13 protein-coding genes and 1 pseudogene are annotated in these 19593 nt (G+C 46.0%); 7 read left to right on the top strand and 7 right to left on the bottom strand.

Features of this window, described 5'->3' with window-relative positions; translation table 11 throughout:
• Positions 1–4 precede the first annotated feature (4 nt).
• The 4 genes and pseudogenes from ACOTSW_RS16650 to ACOTSW_RS16665 all read left to right on the top strand — a co-directional run.
• Positions 5–670: a response regulator transcription factor gene (locus ACOTSW_RS16650; protein WP_423680186.1), complete on the top strand. Its 666-nt coding sequence runs from the start codon at positions 5–7 to the stop codon at positions 668–670.
• On the top strand, positions 646–2001 hold the full coding sequence (locus ACOTSW_RS16655) for an ATP-binding protein (protein ID WP_423680187.1): 1356 nt from the start codon (positions 646–648) through the stop codon (positions 1999–2001). The genes ACOTSW_RS16650 and ACOTSW_RS16655 overlap by 25 nt, the downstream gene beginning before the upstream one ends.
• Before the next feature lie 25 nt (positions 2002–2026).
• On the top strand, positions 2027–2461 hold the full coding sequence (locus ACOTSW_RS16660) for an EamA family transporter (RefSeq protein WP_054620130.1): 435 nt from the start codon (positions 2027–2029) through the stop codon (positions 2459–2461).
• 142 nt (positions 2462–2603) lie between these two features.
• Positions 2604–2831: pseudogene (locus ACOTSW_RS16665) on the top strand (recombinase family protein); the annotation flags it as partial.
• 531 nt (positions 2832–3362) lie between these two features.
• Here the strand turns inward: ACOTSW_RS16665 and ACOTSW_RS16670 are convergent.
• The 3 genes from ACOTSW_RS16670 to ACOTSW_RS16680 are packed head-to-tail and all read right to left on the bottom strand — an operon-like array spanning position 3363 to position 9368.
• A complete protein-coding gene (locus tag ACOTSW_RS16670) occupies positions 3363–6443 on the bottom strand; it encodes a type I restriction endonuclease subunit R (RefSeq protein ID WP_423682356.1) in 3081 nt (1026 codons plus the stop codon).
• 2 nt (positions 6444–6445) lie between these two features.
• Entirely contained in the window at positions 6446–7828 is a 1383-nt protein-coding gene (locus tag ACOTSW_RS16675) for a restriction endonuclease subunit S (protein ID WP_423680188.1), read from the bottom strand.
• Positions 7818–9368: a type I restriction-modification system subunit M gene (locus tag ACOTSW_RS16680; protein ID WP_423680189.1), complete on the bottom strand. Its 1551-nt coding sequence runs from the start codon at positions 9366–9368 to the stop codon at positions 7818–7820. The genes ACOTSW_RS16675 and ACOTSW_RS16680 overlap by 11 nt, the downstream gene beginning before the upstream one ends.
• 372 nt (positions 9369–9740) lie before the next feature.
• On the opposite strand from ACOTSW_RS16680, the gene ACOTSW_RS16685 reads away from it, so the two are divergent.
• Positions 9741–10172: an MbcA/ParS/Xre antitoxin family protein gene (locus tag ACOTSW_RS16685; protein WP_423680190.1), complete on the top strand. Its 432-nt coding sequence runs from the start codon at positions 9741–9743 to the stop codon at positions 10170–10172.
• A 28-nt stretch (positions 10173–10200) separates the two neighbouring features.
• Here ACOTSW_RS16685 and ACOTSW_RS16690 read toward each other — a convergent pair whose 3' ends face one another.
• The 3 genes from ACOTSW_RS16690 to ACOTSW_RS16700 all read right to left on the bottom strand — a co-directional run bounded on the left by ACOTSW_RS16690 (position 10201) and on the right by ACOTSW_RS16700 (position 15256).
• Positions 10201–10458 carry a hypothetical protein gene (locus ACOTSW_RS16690; RefSeq protein ID WP_423680191.1) on the bottom strand — a complete coding sequence of 86 codons (258 nt, stop codon included), beginning with the start codon at positions 10456–10458 and terminating at the stop codon, positions 10201–10203.
• Between the two features lie 2720 nt (positions 10459–13178).
• The gene (locus tag ACOTSW_RS16695) at positions 13179–14180 is read right to left on the bottom strand and encodes a ParB/RepB/Spo0J family partition protein (protein WP_423680192.1); all 1002 of its coding nucleotides are present in this window, start codon (positions 14178–14180) and stop codon (positions 13179–13181) included.
• Complete coding sequence (locus tag ACOTSW_RS16700; RefSeq protein ID WP_423680193.1) at positions 14177–15256, bottom strand: ParA family protein; 1080 nt, start codon at positions 15254–15256, stop codon at positions 14177–14179. Before ACOTSW_RS16700 ends, ACOTSW_RS16695 begins: the two co-directional genes overlap by 4 nt.
• A gap of 1040 nt (positions 15257–16296) precedes the next feature.
• Here ACOTSW_RS16700 and ACOTSW_RS16705 point away from each other — a divergent pair.
• Both ACOTSW_RS16705 and ACOTSW_RS16710 read left to right on the top strand, forming a co-directional pair.
• On the top strand, positions 16297–17619 hold the full coding sequence (locus tag ACOTSW_RS16705; RefSeq protein WP_423680194.1) for a replication initiation protein: 1323 nt from the start codon (positions 16297–16299) through the stop codon (positions 17617–17619).
• A 484-nt stretch (positions 17620–18103) separates the two neighbouring features.
• On the top strand, positions 18104–19108 hold the full coding sequence (locus ACOTSW_RS16710; RefSeq protein ID WP_423680195.1) for a tyrosine-type recombinase/integrase: 1005 nt from the start codon (positions 18104–18106) through the stop codon (positions 19106–19108).
• A gap of 270 nt (positions 19109–19378) precedes the next feature.
• Here the strand turns inward: ACOTSW_RS16710 and ACOTSW_RS16715 are convergent, their stop codons facing one another.
• Positions 19379–19567 (bottom strand): hypothetical protein, encoded by a 189-nt coding sequence (locus ACOTSW_RS16715; RefSeq protein ID WP_423680197.1) that lies wholly within the window; start codon positions 19565–19567, stop codon positions 19379–19381.
• Positions 19568–19593 lie beyond the last annotated feature (26 nt).

A 19593-nucleotide genomic window follows, 5' to 3' on the forward strand; every position in this document is an offset into this window, starting at 1 on the left:
GGGAATGCGGGTATTGTTGGTCGAAGACGATCCCATGATAGGCGAAGCGATCCAGGGCTCATTGAAGGATGCGTCCTATGCCACCGACTGGGTGAAGGACGGGCAGACCGCCCTCACGACACTGGGTTGCCAGCACTATGACCTGGTTCTACTCGATCTGGGTCTGCCAGGCAAGGATGGGCTGGAGGTGCTGGCCAGCATCCGCGCCAAGGACAACCCGGTTCCTCTACTCATCATCACGGCGCGCGATGGCCTAGATGACCGCCTGCGTGGTTTGGACGGCGGAGCCGACGATTACGTGTCCAAGCCCTTTCAGATGGCAGAGCTGTTGGCCCGGATGCGTGCTGTTCTGCGGCGCAAAGGCGGCACGGCTACGCCAGTGCTCACCAATGGCGTGGTGTCGCTCGATCCGGCCACAAAAGAAGCCAGCGTTAACGGTGGCTCCCCGGTGCAACTGTCCAACCGGGAGTTCTCGCTGCTGCAAGCCTTGCTGGTTCGGCCGGGAGCCATCCTCTCGCGCAGCGAGCTGGAAGACCGCATCTACGGCTGGGGGGAAGAGGTCGAAAGCAACGCCGTCGAATTTCTGATCCATGCACTGCGGCGCAAGCTGGGCAGCGAGGTCATCAAGAACGTCAGGGGGGTCGGATGGATGGTCTCAAAAGACGCCTGAACGAGTCGGTTCAGCTCAAGCTGTCCTTCACCCTGTCGCTGGCCATCCTCGTGGTTGCCATCGTGGCGGGCATCTTCTCGTTCCTGTCGGCCTTCGACGAAGCCCATGAGCTACAGGACGACGTTCTACGCCAGGTGGCACAACTCATGGATCGGCAGCGCCTGTCACCGGCCCCGCCGACGACCGATGTTCGCCCCAAAGATGTCGATGAAGAATCACGCGTGATCGTCCAGTACTTGGGCGAAGCCAATCCATCTGAGGCAAGCGTGGATGCAGGCGGCACGCTTCCCTTGCCTACGACACTGGCTGATGGGTTGCACACGCTGGAGATCGGTGGCGAGTCGTTCCGCGTGCTGGTCAAAACCACGGCTGCCGGTGAACGCATCGCGGTGGCGCAGGAAGCGGGCTTCCGCAATGAAATTGCCCGCGATGGCGCGCTACGCACCGTGATGCCTTTCCTGATTCTCGTGCCAGTGCTGCTGCTGATCGTTGCTGACCTGGTGCGCAAGATGTTCCGGCCCATCGCCGCACTCTCTAAGGAGATCGACCAGCGTGCCGAGCAGGAACTGCACCCTGTCGATGACCGCCACCTTCCGGTCGAGGTGCGGCCATTCGCTGTGGCGATCAATCGGCTGCTCGCCCGTATCGGCCAGTCTATGGAGTCACAGCGCCGCTTTGTGGCGGATGCCGCGCACGAACTGCGCTCGCCGTTGACCGCACTCTCGCTGCAAGCGGAGAGACTGGCGGAGACAGAAATGTCCGGCTTGGCGCGCGAACGACTGACGGTCTTGCGCCAAGGGATCGAGCGCGGCCGAAGCCTGCTGGATCAACTCCTGACCTTGGCCAAGGCACAGTCGGCCACTGACACGCCGAAGTCGCCGATATCCGTCCAGAGCATCTACCGCCGCGTGCTGGAAGACCTCATGCCGCTGGCCGAGGCCAAGCACATCGACATCGGTGTCGAAGGTACGCAAGACGCCGAAGTGTGGGCGAGCGAACTGGACATGATTGCCCTGGTCAAAAATCTGGTCGATAACGCCATTCGCTATACACCAGAGGGTGGGCGGGTCGATCTTTCCGTAGGCATATCGGAAGGGAAAGCCGAGCTGCGTGTTCAGGATAGCGGGCCTGGCATTCCGTTGGCAGAACGGGATCGGGTTTTTGATCCCTTCTACCGCACGCTGGGCAGCGAGCAGATTGGTTCGGGCCTAGGGTTATCCATCGTCCAAACGATTGCCCATCGCATCGGCGCTGAAATACGCCTCGATTTCGTGGACGAAACTCAGCAAACCGGCTTAAAGGTTTCCGTTATCGTTCCCACGAAGCAATGACTTGAGAAAAGAAGAGTGTAGCGAATTGGTTACTTCAACTGGTTGGTTCTATTGGGCGCTGCTGTCGGCTGTGTTTGCGGCGCTGACTGCCATTTTTGCCAAGGTGGGCATTCAGGGAGTTGATTCCGATCTGGCTACCTTGATCCGAACGGCCATCATCATCGTCGTCCTGTCGGCGTTTGTCGCCTACACGGGAAAATGGGCCAACCCCTTGGAGCTGTCCCCTAAGACATGGCTTTTCCTCGGGCTGTCCGGCTTGGCCACCGGAGCGTCATGGGTGTGCTACTTCCGTGCGCTCAAGATCGGTGACGCCTCCAAGGTTGCGCCGGTCGATAAACTCAGTCTGGTCTTGGTGGCTGTGTTTGCGTTCACCTTTCTCGGCGAACGTCCATCACTCAGAGAATGGTCTGGTATTGCGATGGTCGCTGGTGGTGTTTTGTTACTGGCGTTCAAGCGCTAATGCGTCAGCTTGAGCTATACCCTAACCTGATGTCAGATGTTGAGCACAAACAACGTCAGAGTAGGGTATTAATTTATATTTATTGACACATTCAGCCAAGGGTAATAGATTTCATCCTGACATTTTTACCTTTGGAGGCATCGTGCAAGGTCAACGCATCGGCTATGTCCGCGTCAGCAGCTTCGACCAGAACCCTGATCGGCAATTGGAGCAAATCGAAGTTGGCAAGGTGTTCACCGATAAGGCTTCCGGCAAGGATACCCAACGTCCTGAACTTGAAAGGCTGCTGGCCTTCGTCCGCGAGGGCGATACCGTGGTGGTGCATAGCATGGACCGGCTGGCACGCAACCTGGATGACCTGCGCCGCATCGGGTTGTGTCGCAATAAGCGGATCTGGTAAAGTTTGGTATGGACGATTTTCGCAAAAGCCTCATCAAAAGTACCCTCTGCAAGGTTCTTAAACGACTGCATTATCCGTTGCACAATTGGCGTATGGCCTTAAATCGTTTTATGATTGAGTTTGGTGATCGCATTCAAAAATACGATCACTGACTTGTTCCGTGGCATTTACACAGAAATTCTTACAGGCTCGGCCGGTTCAAAAAATCACAGCGTTAATTGTTTTTGTATTTTTTTTGTTGGTTGCAATCTTTTGCGTTTATTCATTAGCGGTTTTCTTGCTGAGCGATAGATGTACTCCTACCTGCGCTATTACTGGAGCGACTGAATTATTGCTGATTTCGAGTATTTTTATTTGGTCCGGGAAAAAAATTGGGTTTCGAAACAAGAAAATTTGGTGTCTTTGCGATTCATTGAACTGATTGATGTTGCATTGCAAAAAAAATCGAGATTGCTAACCCGCACGTTGTGATTGACCTAACTAAAGTTAATTCGGCTAACGTCAGCTCCATTCAACACTCAGACTTTCCGCCTGCTGCAAGACGGTCTGAATCGCATCTTCTTGCTGATCTGGCGGATACTTGTACTTTCGCAAAATCCGCTTCACCATCAGCCGCAATTTTGCGCGGACGCTTTCACGCTGTGACCAATCGACACTGACATTCTGGCGGAGATTTTCGGTCAGTTCGTGAGCGATCAACTTCAGCGTTTCATCGCTGAGTTCGCGGACAGCGGATTCATTGTTGGCAAGGGCGTCATAAAACCGGATTTCATCGTCAGTCAGTCCAAGCGATTCATTGCGGTTCGCAGCTTCCTTGAACTTTTTCGCCATTTGAATCAGTTCTTCGATGACCTGTGCTGTCTCGATTGACCGGTTCTGATAGCGTTTGATGACATCAGCCAGCAAGTCAGAGAACTTCTTGTTCTGCACGACATTGCCGCCAAACTTGCTCTTGATTTCCCCTTCAAGCAAGCGTTCCAGCAGTTCAACAGCCAAATTGCGTTCTGGCAGGTTCTGCACTTCCGCCAGAAAATCATCGTCGAGCAAACCGATATTGGGTTTGTCTAGCCCGACCGCATCAAAAATATCCACGACCTGTTCGGACACCACTGCGGAGCCGATGATTTGCCGGATTGCCAGTTCGCGTTCTTCGTCGGTTTTCTTCTTGCTGCTTATTTCACGCTTGGTCAGCAGCACTTTGACGGCTTGGAAGAACGCAACCTCTTCACGCACAGCCTTTGCTTCATCCAGTGTGCAGCAGAGCGAAAATGCCTTGCTCATTGCCAAGGCATGGTCAGCCCAACGCTTCTTTCCGTCCTTGTCCGCCAGCACATAGTTGGCAGCACCGGCCAGCAGCTTGTGACCCCCTGTTAGGAAGTTGCTGTAATCAAAGCCGTGCAGCATGGCTCGCAGCACTTCCAGCTTTTCTTCAAGAACAGAGTACGCTTCGTGAGCATCGACTGTAGGACGGCCACGGCCATTGCTGGCGGTGTATTCCTTCAATGCCTGCTTGAGATCGTTGGCGATGCCGATGTAATCGACAACCAGTCCTCCTTGCTTGTCTTTAAACACCCTGTTAACCCGTGCAATGGCTTGCATCAGGTTATGACCCTTCATGGGCTTATCAACATACAGCGTATGCACACAGGGAGCATCAAAGCCAGTCAGCCACATGTCACGCACGATGACCAAGCGTAGTGGGTCAGCAGGATTCTTGAATCGCTTTTCCAGTTCCTTCTTGACCTGCTTGGAATAGATATGTGGCCGCAGCAAGGGCTTGTCGCTGGCAGAGCCAGTCATCACGATCTTGATAGCACCCTTGGCCGGATCGTCGTCATGCCAGTCTGGGCGTAGCTTGACGATTTCGTTATACAAATGAACGCAGATGTCGCGGCTCATCGCGACTACCATCGCTTTGCCGCTCTGTGCTTTAGCTCGTTCTTCAAAGTGTGCAACCAGATCAGCAGCAACTTGGCGAATGCGTGGTTCAGCACCTACAACTTTTTCCAGTGCTGCCCATTTGCTTTTCAGTTTTGACTGTTCATCGCCATCTTCATCTTCGGCAAGCTCATCGACTTCTGCATCCAGTTCGTCAAGCTGTGCCTCTTTCAGCCCAAGCTTGGCAAGGCGTGATTCGTAGAAGATGGCGACAGTTGCACCATCATCCTTGGCTTGCTGCATGTCGTAGACATGGATGTAGTCGCCAAACACAGCACGGGTATCGCGGTCTTCGCCGGAAACCGGCGTGCCGGTGAATGCTACAAATGTCGCGTTGGGCAGTGCATCACGGAGATGCTGGGCATAGCCGACCTGATAGCCTTTGTCGTCGCCCTTGAACTTTGCTTCAAAGCCGTATTGGGTGCGGTGTGCTTCATCGGCAATTACGACAATATTGCTGCGGTTGGACAGCACGGGGAAGCTATCTTCGTCTTCACCCGGCATGAACTTCTGAATCGTGGCGAACACAATGCCGCCCGATGGCCTGTTGCCCAACTTGGCTCGCAAATCACCACGGGTTTCTGCCTGCACTGGCTGCTCACGCAATAAGTCTTGAGCCAGTGAGAACACGCCGAACAACTGGCCATCCAGATCATTGCGGTCTGTGATGACAACAATGGTTGGGTTTTCCATTGCGGATTCACGCATGACTCTGGCTGCGAAGCAGGTCATGGTGATGCTCTTGCCGCTGCCTTGCGTATGCCAGACCACGCCGCCTTTATGACTGCCGCCAGGTCTTGAAGCGGACACGACTTGTTCAATGGCGGCACGGACAGCATGGAACTGGTGATAGCCAGCGATTTTCTTGATCAGGCCACCGTCATCTTCAAACAGCACGAAGAAACGCAGGTAATCGAGCAGGTATGCCGGAGCAAGCACACCACGAATCAGCGTTTCCAGTTCGTTGAACTGCCCAAGCGGGTCAATAGCGACGCCATCGATGGTTCGCCACTGCATGAAGCGTTCAGCGTCACTCGACAGTGAGCCTAACCGTGCTTCGCTGCCATCCGAAATGACCAGCACTTCGTTGTAATTGAAGACATCGGGAATCTGCTCTTTGTAAGTCTGTATCTGGTCAAATGCTTTCCAGATATCGGCGTTTTCATCGGCTGGGTTCTTCAGTTCCAACAGCACCAGCGGCAAGCCGTTGACGAACAGGATGATGTCTGGTCGGCGGGTATGCTTGGGGCCTTTGAGCGTGTATTGATTGACTGCCAGCCACTCGTTGGCAGCAACATCAACAAAATCCACCAGTCGCACAAAGTCGCCGCGTGTTTCGCCATCTTTTTGATACTGCACTGGCACGCCATTGACCAGTAAGCCGTGAAAGTGCCTGTTAGCTGACAGTAGGGCGGGAATACCTAAATCCATTACCTGCTTGAGTGCATCTTCACGGGCGGCAAGCGGAATCGCAGGATTCAACCGGTCGATTGCAACACGCAGACGCTCAATCAGCAGCGGTTGCAGATAGTTGCTGCGTTCTGGCGTTTCGCCATCAGGGGCAATTGCATAGCCATTGACATATTGGTAGCCAACTTCTTGCAGCCAGCCCAAAGCTTCGTTTTCAAGCTGTTCTTCGGTCATGCTCATGCTGCGGCCTCTTCAACGGCATCTTCAGCTTCAGTTATCCGTAGCTGACCGGAAATCAGGCGGGGAAGCAGGGCGTCACGAAGTGCTGAAAGCTGCGTTATCTGTGTTAGATGCGACCGATCAATTATTGGGCGAACGATTTCTGCGAAAGCTTCCAGTACTTCCTTCGAAGGTAGTATTACCAGCTCGCTTTCAAGGAAATGTGTAGTTTGGAAGTTTGCAATTCCGGTGCTTTGATTTTGATATTCCCAAGTTTTTCCAGCGGCGTAAATTGCAGTCATGTGCTGACTCAATACAATACCTATGTCCTTGCTGATAGGTCTCAGCAACCTACAAAAACTTGCTGGCTCAACAGGACAGTCAAATTGTGCAAGCAATTGATGTGTAATAAAAATTGATCTGCCTGTTGGTTGGTCTTTGCTGCCACCTGAAACCTCCAAGACAATATCGCTATCCACTAATTGGCGTGTATTCAGCTTCTTTTTTGATGTGTATCGAATAGGGACCCGGGCAGAGTTGCCGCTTTGCAGGTCAGGTATATCAGTTCCGCGAATGATTGCTACCTTGGTGTCGTTCTTATCATTTGACTCTTCATCGCCCCAATCGCCACCGATAGTGTGACTTAACAACTTTCCGAACGGAATGAGTTGCCATCCCTTCGGCACCAACCCCAATTCAGACTCTTCAAAGCTATCTGGAAATAATGCCGCCGTTGCTTCGTCCATGCCTTCCGGCATTTGGCCCTGCAGCTTCGCACGAACCGGATCGAAATCTACGAACCATGACTTGAACAGGGCTTGGGCAATAGATTCGAGCGTGGCGTTGGTTTCACGGAGCAGTGCAATGCGGTCGTCGAGCGCGCCTAATATCTTTCCGATTTCTATTTGTATCGCTCGTGGTGGCAAATTGATCGGCACCGCTGAGAGAATTCCAGTGTTTAGATTAGGCATCGTGGCACCTACTGCATGCCGTATAAGCCAATCCTTAATTTCTGGAAGCCTCAAGCAATATGAAATAAATCTGGCAACTGCTATAGATTCGTCACCGAGCCTTACTTTGAGGCACCCAGTGCCACAGAGCCATCCTGCTTCACGAGCGGTAATCAATGCATTTTTAGTGACATCACCACGCCGACTAAAAATGATGTCACCTGAACGCAATTTGTGTTGTGAAAGGCGTTCAACATCACTCTGATCAATCCGAGCAATTCCATTTTCAAAAATGCCACCATCGCCAATGTTTGTTGGCATGACTACTGGGATTCCCGAGTCTTTATAATCGGAGGTGTGTAATTGGCTACCGAAAGGGCCAGTTTGAATTGCACCGCCTTGACTATCGCATATTTTTCCAAGGGTGGTTGATTGCCATTCAGAACTCATACCCGAGACCTCCCAGCTTTTGGCGAATCAATGCATCCAGTTCCCCCCCCTTTGCCATTTGCTCGCCAAGCTTCTCAGTTAGCTTCTGCATCTTGTCGGCAAAGGCTTCGTCGTCGTCTTCGACTTCTTCGGCACCAACAAATCGACCTGGGGTGAGCACATGGCCGTGCTCTGCAATTTCTGTCAGCGGCACACTGCGGCAATATCCGGCGACATCTGCGTAAGCCTCTGCCGATTCACCACGCCAAGCGGCAACCGTGGATGCAATACGGTCGATCACTTCATCGGTAAATTCACACTGCACACGACTGATCATGCTGCCTAGCTTGCGAGCGTCGATGAACAGCACTTCGCCTTTGCGTGTGGTCTTTTGCTTAGCAAGGAACCACAGGCAAGCCGGAATCTGTGTGTTAAAGAAAAGCTGGCCGGGTAGTGCGATCATCACTTCGACCACATCGGCATCCACCATTGCACGCCGAATATCGCCTTCGCTGTTCTGGCTGGAACTCATGCTGCCGTTGGCAAGTACGATACCAGCACGACCGGTAGGCTTCAGGTGATACAGCATGTGCTGCAACCATGCATAGTTGGCATTGCCTTGCGGCGGCGTGCCATACACCCAGCGTGGATCACCTTCTAAACTGCCATGCCACCAGTCACTGATGTTGAAGGGCGGATTCGCAAGTATGAAATCGGCACGAAGGTCAGGGTGTTGATTGCGTCTAAACGTATCATCCGGCTCACGACCAAGGTTGTAGTCAATGCCGCGAATCGCCAGATTCATTGCCGCCAGCCGCCATGTTGTGGGGTTTGCTTCTTGGCCGTAGATGCTGACATCGCCAAGTTTGCCGCCATGGGCTTCGATGAAACGCTCAGACTGCACGAACATACCGCCGGACCCGCAGCATGGGTCATACACCTTGCCATGATGTGGAGCCAGCACAGCAACCAGCGTTTTAACTATGCTGGCAGGCGTGTAGAACTGTCCGCCACGCTTGCCTTCTGCACTGGCGAACATGCCAAGGAAGTATTCGTAAACCTGCCCGAGCACATCACGGGCGGCACTGGCATCGACACCAAAACCAATCTGCGATACCAAATCGACCAACTCGCCAAGCTTGCCATCCGGTAGCTGAGCACGGGCATAGCGTTTATCCAGAATGCCTTTCAGCTTTGGATTTTCAATTTCGATCAGTGATAACGCATCATCAATGCGTTTGCCAATGTCGGACTGCTTGGCATTGGCACGAATGCTTTCCCATCGTGCCGCTTCTGGCACCCAGAACACATTCACTTCACGGTAGTAGTCACGATCTTCCAGTTCTTCTGCCAACAATGCGGCGTCAGCGTCATGCAGGAAGTAGTCGTCTTTCGGATCAGCAAAGCGGCGGGTCAGTTCTTCGCGGCGGCTTTGAAAGGTATCAGAGATGTATTTAACAAAGATCAGACCTAAAACCAGATGTTTGTACTCGGCGGCGTCCATGTTGGCGCGGAGTTTGTCTGCCGTCGCCCAGAGTGTTTTTTTTATGTCGTCAATCATTGAGCTATTCAGTTAATTTGCTGTAAGTTTGCATGTATTTTGTACCATTATCATTCATATTCGCGGTCATTTTATTATTGATTTCGCAAATATCGCTTGTTCAACTGAGGCATTGTTAATTTTTTAGGATTTATCTGTACTCATGCTTCAATGATCAAATAAAAATCGAATATTGGTCGGTTAATCAAATGGGGGAGTATTTATTTTTCATCGCCAAGAAGTGAGCTTCACTCGTGGTTTGGTTGTACCGCAGAAAATCTGCGGAAGTACAGACCATCTGATGGCAACGGTAGTGTTTTTTCATCTGAGAATGTGAGATCAATATCCAAATATCTACTAGAATAAATATAAAGAACAGATATGGATCTTTCTATGAGCACAACTGCGGTTAATCCAAAACCAGAATCACAACAATTATCTGCTATTGGTCTTAAGACCTTTTTCAACATCGCATCCGCATGGAAGTTGACGAATGATCAGGAGGTGATTTTACTGGGTTCGCCAAGTCGCTCTAATTTTTATAACTGGAAGCGGAATCCATCTGCTGCCAATCTCAACCGGGATACGCTGGAGCGTATTTCTTACATTTTAGGAATATATAAAGCACTGCAGATTCTATTGCCAGATCCTAAAGCAGCCGACGAATGGATTTCAAAGCCAAACGCAGAAGCTATATTCGGAGGAGAGTCTGCCTTGGCCAGAATGTTGTCTGGCAATGTGTCCGACTTGTTCGTGGTACGGCAATACCTCGATGCCATTCGGAGGATGAACATGATGAATGATCCAATGGCGTGCATTCACTAGAAGCTAGGATAGTGCAGGAGATAACGCACTATAAATCTTTAATTTTGTTGCAAATTGCGTCAAATTCTGCTTTCACTGCTTGCCTGAAATCTTCCCGAGAGGGGCGGTTGTTCTCATCCGAAAAAATATCTTTCAACTCCAAGCTTCTCGTATCCATCATCGCCACCGCATATTCCAAAAAGCTGTTATAGCCTTCTGGCGGCCTCAGTCCATGTCCGGCCCACGCTGCAATGGTGCGAGATTTGATGGATTTTTGTGGTCGTCCATACTTAACTCCTTCAGACACAGGTGTCAGATAAAGGTAAAAATAACTTGTAACGCGTAGAGTTCTAAAGACTTAGTTTCTTAGAATTCCAAAAAACTCAAAATTTAACATCTCATTGAACAATTTATAGAATTTAATCCTTCATCTCACCTTTTTGGCAATTGAGGACTCTGTGGCAATAACCGATATTTTTATCGTTAGAACACTCGAGTGAACTGAAGTGGGATACTTTATCTTCCCAAATTGGGTGAGTTTTACTTCAATAGATGAACTCCGATAAAAGGGAACGAAATGTATTTCAACAGAAAAATTCAGAGTTAGCTGAACAAAATTCAGAGTTAAGTGAATTTCGACAAATGTCGACAGTAGAGGGTTACGTAATTTTTTAATTAAGTGCTTTTTTTGCAAGGGGAAAAACATCCCACTGCATTCAGCGCAAAAAAATATAGCTAAAAACTTGATAAATATTACTATGTTGATTATTAGGATAATCAACTTGATTTTAAAGTAAAAAATAGGAGGGAGGTCAAATTTCTGCGTGGAAGACTTAATTTCAGCTCTGCCTGCTACGAGCAAAGAACGGTATTTGGACAAGCTACCCGTCCTCAAGGATCGCCCGTTACCACTAGCCTGTTCCTCATACTTTCCACCGCTCAGGCTAAAAGCTCAGCTAATTTCGCAGGAGCACCGGGCCACGCGGTTGTGTCGCAATAAGGTAGAACGGACAAAAAATGTGGCGAGAGTCCGGAAAATTAAAAAGCTAAACTATAAAACTGTTCAGCTTTGGACAAAGGCTGACCTTTGGAGGTTTGAATTCGGTCGTATAAGCTTTTTTGGGTATCCTGTTCATCATTTGTCTTTCCAAAGTTACGATTATTTTACGTCACCTTTGGGGAACTAAATTTCAGGGGAAGCTCAGCCTCACTGAATCAGGGGGGCTACGCGATAAGTCGAGATATTCCGCAACGACGAGCCTGTGTACTGGCTATTGTAGAATGCTTAGGTCTTTATTACGATCTCAGGTTGCCCAGTTAATATAATCCAATTGTTGAGACGATTCTGCATCTGTCAGCTCAACTTCCTCGCTTTGGATCGCGTCGAATCGGGCTCTTTCTAACAAAGGAATGAATTGAGCTAGGTGATGAACGTCATTCTAGGATTTTGGACATTATCCAGCTGCAAGTTACGACAAAGTGTAAGCATCCAAAGCTAAAGATACCGGACAAGCGCAATATTATGTGAAGCTACTATTTCGTCTTTGACACTTGCACTAATAACCAGGCATTGAAATTTCTGACAGTAATGGATGAATACACGAAAGAATCCTGGCGAAAGGCGTAGCGGGTAGTATTAGGTCAAAGCGGGTCATTGATGTACTAAGCAAGTTGATCAGTATCCTAGGTACACTAACATGTCCGCGTAGCGATAACGGGCCGAAACTTTTAGCGACCCAATTGTTGTAATTGGTAACAGAATAATAAGCTGGAAATTGTATTAATCGAGCTAGGCAAGCGATGGCAGAACAGCGTGACAGAGAGTTTCAACGGGAACTCCGCGATGAATTTTTATCAACAGAATGGTTCAGAAACCGGATTTAAGTCCGCATCATCATTAAGACTAGCGGCAGCATTACAATCAGATTAGGTCAAACCCGGTCTGAATTATTTAACCCCAAACGAGCTTGTGAAAACAATACTCAAAGATTTACCAACCTAAGCTGACGAATTAAGATATCTGCAACAGAAAGTTTAACGGTAAGTCATTTGCAAAATCCCACTTTATCGATCGGGAATACCACAGCAAAATTCTTGCATTGCGAATTTGTAGTGAAATTTTTACCCTAAGACTCTAATTCGGTTTCGTTCTATTTTTGGTAGAAGATCAGCTACAACAGTAGAGTTAACTATATTTAGGTAGGATATCGGCTAAAAGTCTTTACAGATTTTTTCTGATGAACTTATTCTCCAATATCAGTACAACAATTCTATTGAAATCTGTAACATCGTCTAGCAATGGGCCCGCGCTCGAAAAAGAAGCGACAGATACAAGCTACGCTTATCAAGATCACGAACCGAAGGAAAGATTTCAGACAGGAATTCCGCATTGAACTTGTTCGCCAGTTCAGTGGGATATTCGTTGGTAACGTCAATGCATCTGGCCTGGCAAAATGCAGTATGACAAAGTCCACATTGATTTCCTGTTGGTTATAGTTCAGTACCATGCTTCCGTGCAAGTGCAATGAGTCATACATGTGATTTGTAAAAGTCAATGCAGCAGATTTCGCCCACGTATATTCTTTTGCAGTACTGTAATCTACAGGTTAGCAAAAGATTGTGAGTCTCTTAGAGTAAGAGAATTAAATTAAGCTGGGAGTGCACTATAAATAACTGTAAGCAGATATGAATATTCTTCGTCACGGATATTGGACACTAGCAGAAGCCACCATCCTTTAGCAAAGAACATCAAGACATTAAATAGTGATTGAAAAGAGGGCAAGACTCTAAATAACGTAATAAAACATTAGTAATTTCGATTCGAGACAAAATCGCCCCCCAAAAAGACAGCCTGACTTTCTTTTATTGACTTAATCATCGACAAGAACTATGTGCTTATCTTTTAGTCGAAAACGATGTCTAACTTGGTTCTCTTGTTATTATCCAAGCTCACTTGGAATTTAATATTTAATTATAAGCAGCTTATAAATTGTTTTTAGGAATATTTTATAAGCTGCTTATAATTTTTTAGCTTTCTTCGATAGATAATGCAAAATCCCGAAGAGCGGCTAATGTTTTCTTAGAGGCTACTTCTGGATCAACATTTTCTTTGATATCAATGATTATTTGTTTTTCAGTTACTTTTACCGAAAACAAAGAGACTCCATTTGAATCAACAATTAATGTAGGCTTCTTTGGAAGTTCTCTAGTTCTTTTAACCAATTGCTTCTCTACAAAAGCTCGTAGATCATCTCCATTAAGCTCGTGGTTATCAATTAATTTTTCGATACCTAGTATGATGGTTTCCAACCCATCAGGAAATTCTTTAAGTAGATCAGCAATGACGCGGCCATAGCGATATCCAAATAGACCTGGATATTTATCTAAAATCGACTTTATGGGATCAGGTAGATTTAGTAGTCCCAAGCACTGTGCCACACGAGCCTGCGTGCAACCGAACAATCTTGCGACCTCTGCCTGCGTTTTAGCGAAGCCACGATTCATCGCCTGTTTATAGGTTTTTGCTTTTTCATAGTCAGTTAGATCGATGCGTCCCTCATTGCTAACCAAGGTAGCAAGCTCAGCACTTCGATCATCTAAAGAATTCACTTGAGCACTGATCGTGCTCCAGCCTATCATCCTGGCTGCCCGAACTCTACGATGTCCAGAAATCAGTTCATATCTGCCAGTAGGCATTAATCTGACGTTAATAGGATCATCCTGACCGCGATCAACTAACATTTCGCCTAATGCTTGGATATAGCTTTCATCATATTTAGTGCGTGGTTGCCAAGGGGAATCATCGATTAAATGGACAGGGATTTTTTGAATTGTCTTTTCTTCAGACGCGATTGATTGTGAGGTAGTGGGTTGTTCGTTTGACTGAAGCAACTCTTCAAGTGACTTCGAAGGGCCAGTTGGAGGTTTTGTCATTACCATATTTGGCATGGATAGTGGTTTGTTAATGTTACTTAACTTTGCCGCAAGCGAAGCTTGAAATTCTGCCTCAGTTTGATGTTTATTACTCATAGAATTCCCATTTTTTCAATTAATGCTTGTGCAACTGACCTTAACTCTAACGCCGACTGAGCACTGGGCTTAGCCAGGGCAAGTGGTAATTCATAATCATCAGAAGACAAGACTTTTTTAAATTCTTCACTAGAACCAATTGTTTTGTTCAACCAGGCATTTTTATATTGATTTGTTAAAGCCAATACTTGCGCTGCCACTCGAACCCTTGTCGCATCAAAAAAGTTTCCTAAAATAATGAGCTCAGGATATTTTCCTAAGCTACTTTCCATCTCGCTGAGGACTTTAGACAAGTAAGACACTGACTTGGTACTATATTTTTCCATCGACACGGGGGCTAATACAAAATCACTTGCCAGCAAAGCTCCCCTTGTAGTTTGATTTTTTGCAGGAGGTGCATCAAAAATAATGATGTCGTATTGCGAAAGATCGAGATTTACATTTTGCCCAGACCGACCTTCATGTAAGAACTTTGCTATTGCCAATTCCGGCTGCTTACTCATAATGGCGTCTAAAGTAAACAAGGCTTCCAGCCTATCAAGTGATACTTCTGCTGGAATTAGATGAGGTCCAAATTCTCCATAAGGCTTTTTCAACACTGAGTCTAGGGAAGGAGTCGTGCTTTGTTGCCACTGAGGAAGAAGATTTCCGAAGTGAAAATCTACACACGTTTCAACAGGTTTGTTTACCTCAATCGCCTCTTCATGAGTCATTTCGGCATCATACCCAAATGACATAGATAGGTTTGCTTGAAAGTCGAGGTCAATAACTAGGGTTTTTAAACCAAGCAATGGAAAAATAGAACTGAGATTTGATGCGATCGTTGTTTTGCCGACTCCGCCTTTAGGGGCGTATACGGTCATAATGACCTTTTTTTTGGGCTTAACGAGTGTCTTTTTTGCTCGAAAAGCTGCTAACTCATAAATATTTTGTATCGTAAATAAACGTGTTTTGGGTCCATCACCAGCTTGTCTCGCCACTTGTATTCCCGCCTCTTCGGAATCGCGTCTAACGGCATCGACTGTGATGCCAAGTAAATTAGCAACGGCTTGTACCTTAAAGGGTTTGCTAGACAAGATTAATCTCCAGAATTAAATTTTTTTCATAATATTATACGTACAAGCTGTTTGCAAGGATTTTTTCTATTTGTAAGGTTAAATCCTTGCATTTAATCTATGGAATAATTAATAGGTAAATTTTTGATTAGTATTCACATAGGAGTAATTTTGACTTTGATTAACCCCTAATGAATTCGCAAAGGTGAGTATCAACAGGGATTAAATTTGAAAGGTGAGCTTTTACGGGGTTCTTTTCGAGATTTACTGCTTGAGAAGTATGCTAGTCGCTATCCAAATAATTTTTTGTTGATAATCATGGTGTTACCTCATTAGTTGCGAGAATAATTGTGTATTTCAGAACATAAATATCTGTATGGAAACAAAAGGGTGAGCTTTTACGGGGAGGAAAACTTGCTGTTTCAATGTAGAGAATTGATAGTTAAAATTTATTTGAATCTTCGAAAGCTACTTTTATCCCTTGAAAACCAGTAAATCTCATAGGTAAAGAGATTTGAAATCTCTTTACCTAGGTTTTTGTAAAAAAACTTAAGATAGTTTTTAGAAGTTAGGTTCTTTCTTTGGCGGTTATTTTTTCTAAAAATACACACAGGATCAAATTTATTATCTTGAGGGTTTTATTAATAAAAAACCCTATTAAAACCTTAAAACCAAATTAAGCAACACTAGACCTAGTATTCATGCGGGTCTCAGTCCGATTCGGTGAGTGAATACAGGTACTATGGTGAGTGCATACAGGTTCTTTCGTGAGTGTGTACAGGTACTAACGTCGATACAGGTGAGTATTTACAGGGACTTAGTGTGAGTGCATACAGGAACATTGGTGAGCTTCCACAGGTATCTTTTTGAGGTGATTCTAATTTGTAGTTGAAACTCACTTAAATAAGGTGAGGTTGTGGTCAATACGATTAAAAGGTGAGAGAATCAGAAAACAAATTTTTCACCTTTTGGAAGGTGATTTCCTATTTTCACCTAAAAAGGGTAGGTAGTGGCTAATGGTAACTAGAAGATCAAAAAAGGAAATCGTTGCTTTTGATACTATGCAATTAGAAGCTACCGAGACTACCGAATCAAAGGAATTTCGAAAGACCAATGAAGCAATTGGTCTAAGAGTAACGGAAGGCAAACTGACACTACTCACTCGGAAAGTGTTTAATGTCATGATGTATCACGCTCAGGCAATGAAGGTGCCCGGTATCAATGCACCGATTGATACACCATCGGCAAAGAAGTATTACTGGATTCCTCTCTCTGAACTCGCGAAAGATGCCTCTTACGATAGTAAAGACACCGAATTTCTAAAACTGCAATTAGAAGAGTTACAGAATATAAAACTCTTGATGGAAAATGAGACGCAATGGACAAGCGAGCGCCTCGTATCTTCGGTAACACTGGTGAATCCGACAGGTTTTAAAAAGCATGGCGGCCAGGTCTGGTTTGGTTTCGCATTTCCCCCAGAAGTGCATGAACTTGTTATGGCGCCGGGGACTTACACTCGCTTAAATATTATCTATCAAGGGTTATTGCGATCGGGAACGGCTTTAGCTTTATATGAGATATGCCGACGCTATGCAACGAATCCGTCAAAGAGAACGCATATCGAAACCTACGAACATTGGTACGGTGCATTAACGGGAAATGCGGTTTCGAAAGATGACCCCCCACCATATAAGTATTTTAAGCGTGATGTTATTAAACCTGCTGTTGCTCAGATAAATGCGCTCACAGATATTAATGTCGAGCTAATTGAACATAAAAATGGTCGAAAAATCGATCGTCTTCAATTCAAAGTTGATCATGCTCAGCAGCCACAGTTAGCATTCCCAGCTCCGCCAGTAATCGACCTAGAGTTAATAAACCGGATCATGAAATTAGGATTTAGCCAGCAGGAGGCAACGGACTTTGTCGCACAGTATGCCGATGAAAATATTCAAGCAGCTATCTCTTTTGTTGAAAATCGTCAGAAACAAAAAAATAGTCCTCCATTAGACTCTCCAGCCGCCTATTTCCGTTGGACCCTGAAGAAAGGATTGAACGCAGCAAATGAGCAGCTACAGAATAACGCTGCAAAATTACCAAAACCAAAAGCCAAAGATGGGCAGTCGCTAATGGATCGTTTCCTGGCAGCACGCTCGCAAGAGGCATTGGACGTGTACCATGAGGTTGATGAGGCCGGTAAAAAGATTTTATTTGAACGGTTCAAAGAAGCGAACCAAAGTAGTGCTTTGAATCTAAACAAAGGTATTGAAAGCCCGACTGTCAAAGCAATGTTTTCTTCTTGGTATGCTGATGAGTTATGGGGCGAGCCAACTGCTGAAGCGCTTGCACGGTTCCTGGAGCAAATGGAAGTTATCAAGAAATAAAAGATGTCAGTGCTGACGCTGTCTGACTGACCGAGTGGAAAACACGGGTTACTGGGCCGCAAATAATATTGCCCATTGTGCCAATAACGAATCACTTTACCAACGGGGAACGAGAGTGATGCATGATTCCATGGGTGAACCAAGCTGAATTGCCAACACCCGTCTAATCAACCAGGTATTGCAATCTAATGAGGTTTCTTGTGCTTGTCCAGCCAGCTTGTCGGTGTGGAGTGGGCAGTTCTAGCTTGTATATAAGGGCTATATCACCTGACTCTTATAGCTATTCGAAATCAAGGTAAATTTCGCCAAAAACGCAATTAACACCCAGCGAAGCGGAATAATAAGAACCTATTTGTTGTAGACATTCTTTTTCTTTATGTCGTGCAATTTTAGTAGTATGGCTAGCTTTGATTCGCTTAATTCGAGAATGCATTCGTTTGTTAATTGCGTTTTTGGTTTTTGTTTTAATTTTATTCTTTTCCTTATGAAACAATCTAACGAGTTACCAAGAAAATTTTGGATAGAAACACCCCTGGAAGCATTCTTGCATTTTGTTAGGTCGCCACAGTATGTTGAATCATCACTTAGACCAATAGGTAAAGAAATAATTTCTGAGTCTTCAATTGAAGTCTACAGGGCCATGTTCACTCGATTTTTACTTTTTATATCCACACGAAGTCTGAATTTATTTACAGTATCCGCGACAGATATTTATGCATTCCTAGTAGCAGAGGAACAGGTAGGTGAGGGTTCACAGTTGATTTTACAAAGTGATATTCAATTCCGCTATATTCGCTTGTTAGAACGTGTCTTTACCCACTTACAGATAATCCCAAGGCCGACTGACGATTTACTATTTGGGAAGTTGAAGGAATATTATCGTTTAGATGGGCGCAATCATAAAACTGTTACGCTGACGCAAAGCGAAATCAAACAATTCCTCTTTGCTTTACCCGTACCTCAAGCAAAGGAGCGAGTCGGAAGACTAAGTGCGAATTGGAAAAGGCGTCGTGATCGTGCAATGCAGTGCATCGTTTTAGGTGCTGGCCTCACAGTATCAGAAGCCATTTCTTTGAACATAAATTCCATTGAAAAAATTCGTCAAATTGATGGCACGCTCAAAATATATGTAAGCGATCACTCCCAGCTAGATCAACCACGTGTACATGAAACTTTTATGCATGCTGAGTTAGTTCCGGAATTATTAGATTGGCTGAATGAAAGAAACAAACTATTCCCAGACAACCCAATTGTTTTTCCAGGTACAACAGGAAAAATGCTGGATAAGGCCACTGTGTATCGACAAATCAGAAAAACTTTTGAAGCGGCTAAAATTGAACTGCCGAGGAGAGGAGGTCGGACCTTGCGTAATACTTTCGCTGCTCAAGAAATTAGAGCAGGTGCTAGTAATGCTGAGCTGATCGAAAAGCTTGGGCTCAATGAGGAGCGTTCTTTGGAAATATATTCACATGCTGCGAAAGCAAAATAAAAATTATTGCCTCGTACATTTTGCATGTGTTCATTAAGTACAAAATTTGAACCATTGTTTTAGCAAGACCTAGCCAAAACAACCATACATTGATTATTTCGCAATCATAGCAGGCTATTCAATTTGAAGAAATGGACGTCGGTATTGATTGGTGCAAGACAAATAAGAACCACCTATCAGCAAAATAGGCGATGTCTCAAGAAAGCAGTTCTAGGTCAGTAAACGGAGCTCGTTTAATGAAAATTTATCAGGGAGACTATGACCCGCATTTTATTGCCAAATTAATACGAATAGAAAATCCGGGTTGTGTCGCAATAAGCGGATCTGGTAAAGTTTGGTATGGACGATTTTCGCAAAAGCCTCATCAAAAGTACCCTCTGCAAGGTTCTTAAACGACTGCATTATCCGTTGGTCCTTTGCCAAAGCTTTCAGTTTTTCTCTATCCATTAAAATGTCCATCGGTAATTCCTCGCTCGAGAGGTTAA

This window comes from Undibacterium sp. WLHG33 (assembly GCF_049544815.1).
GTDB lineage: Bacteria > Pseudomonadota > Gammaproteobacteria > Burkholderiales > Burkholderiaceae_D > Undibacterium.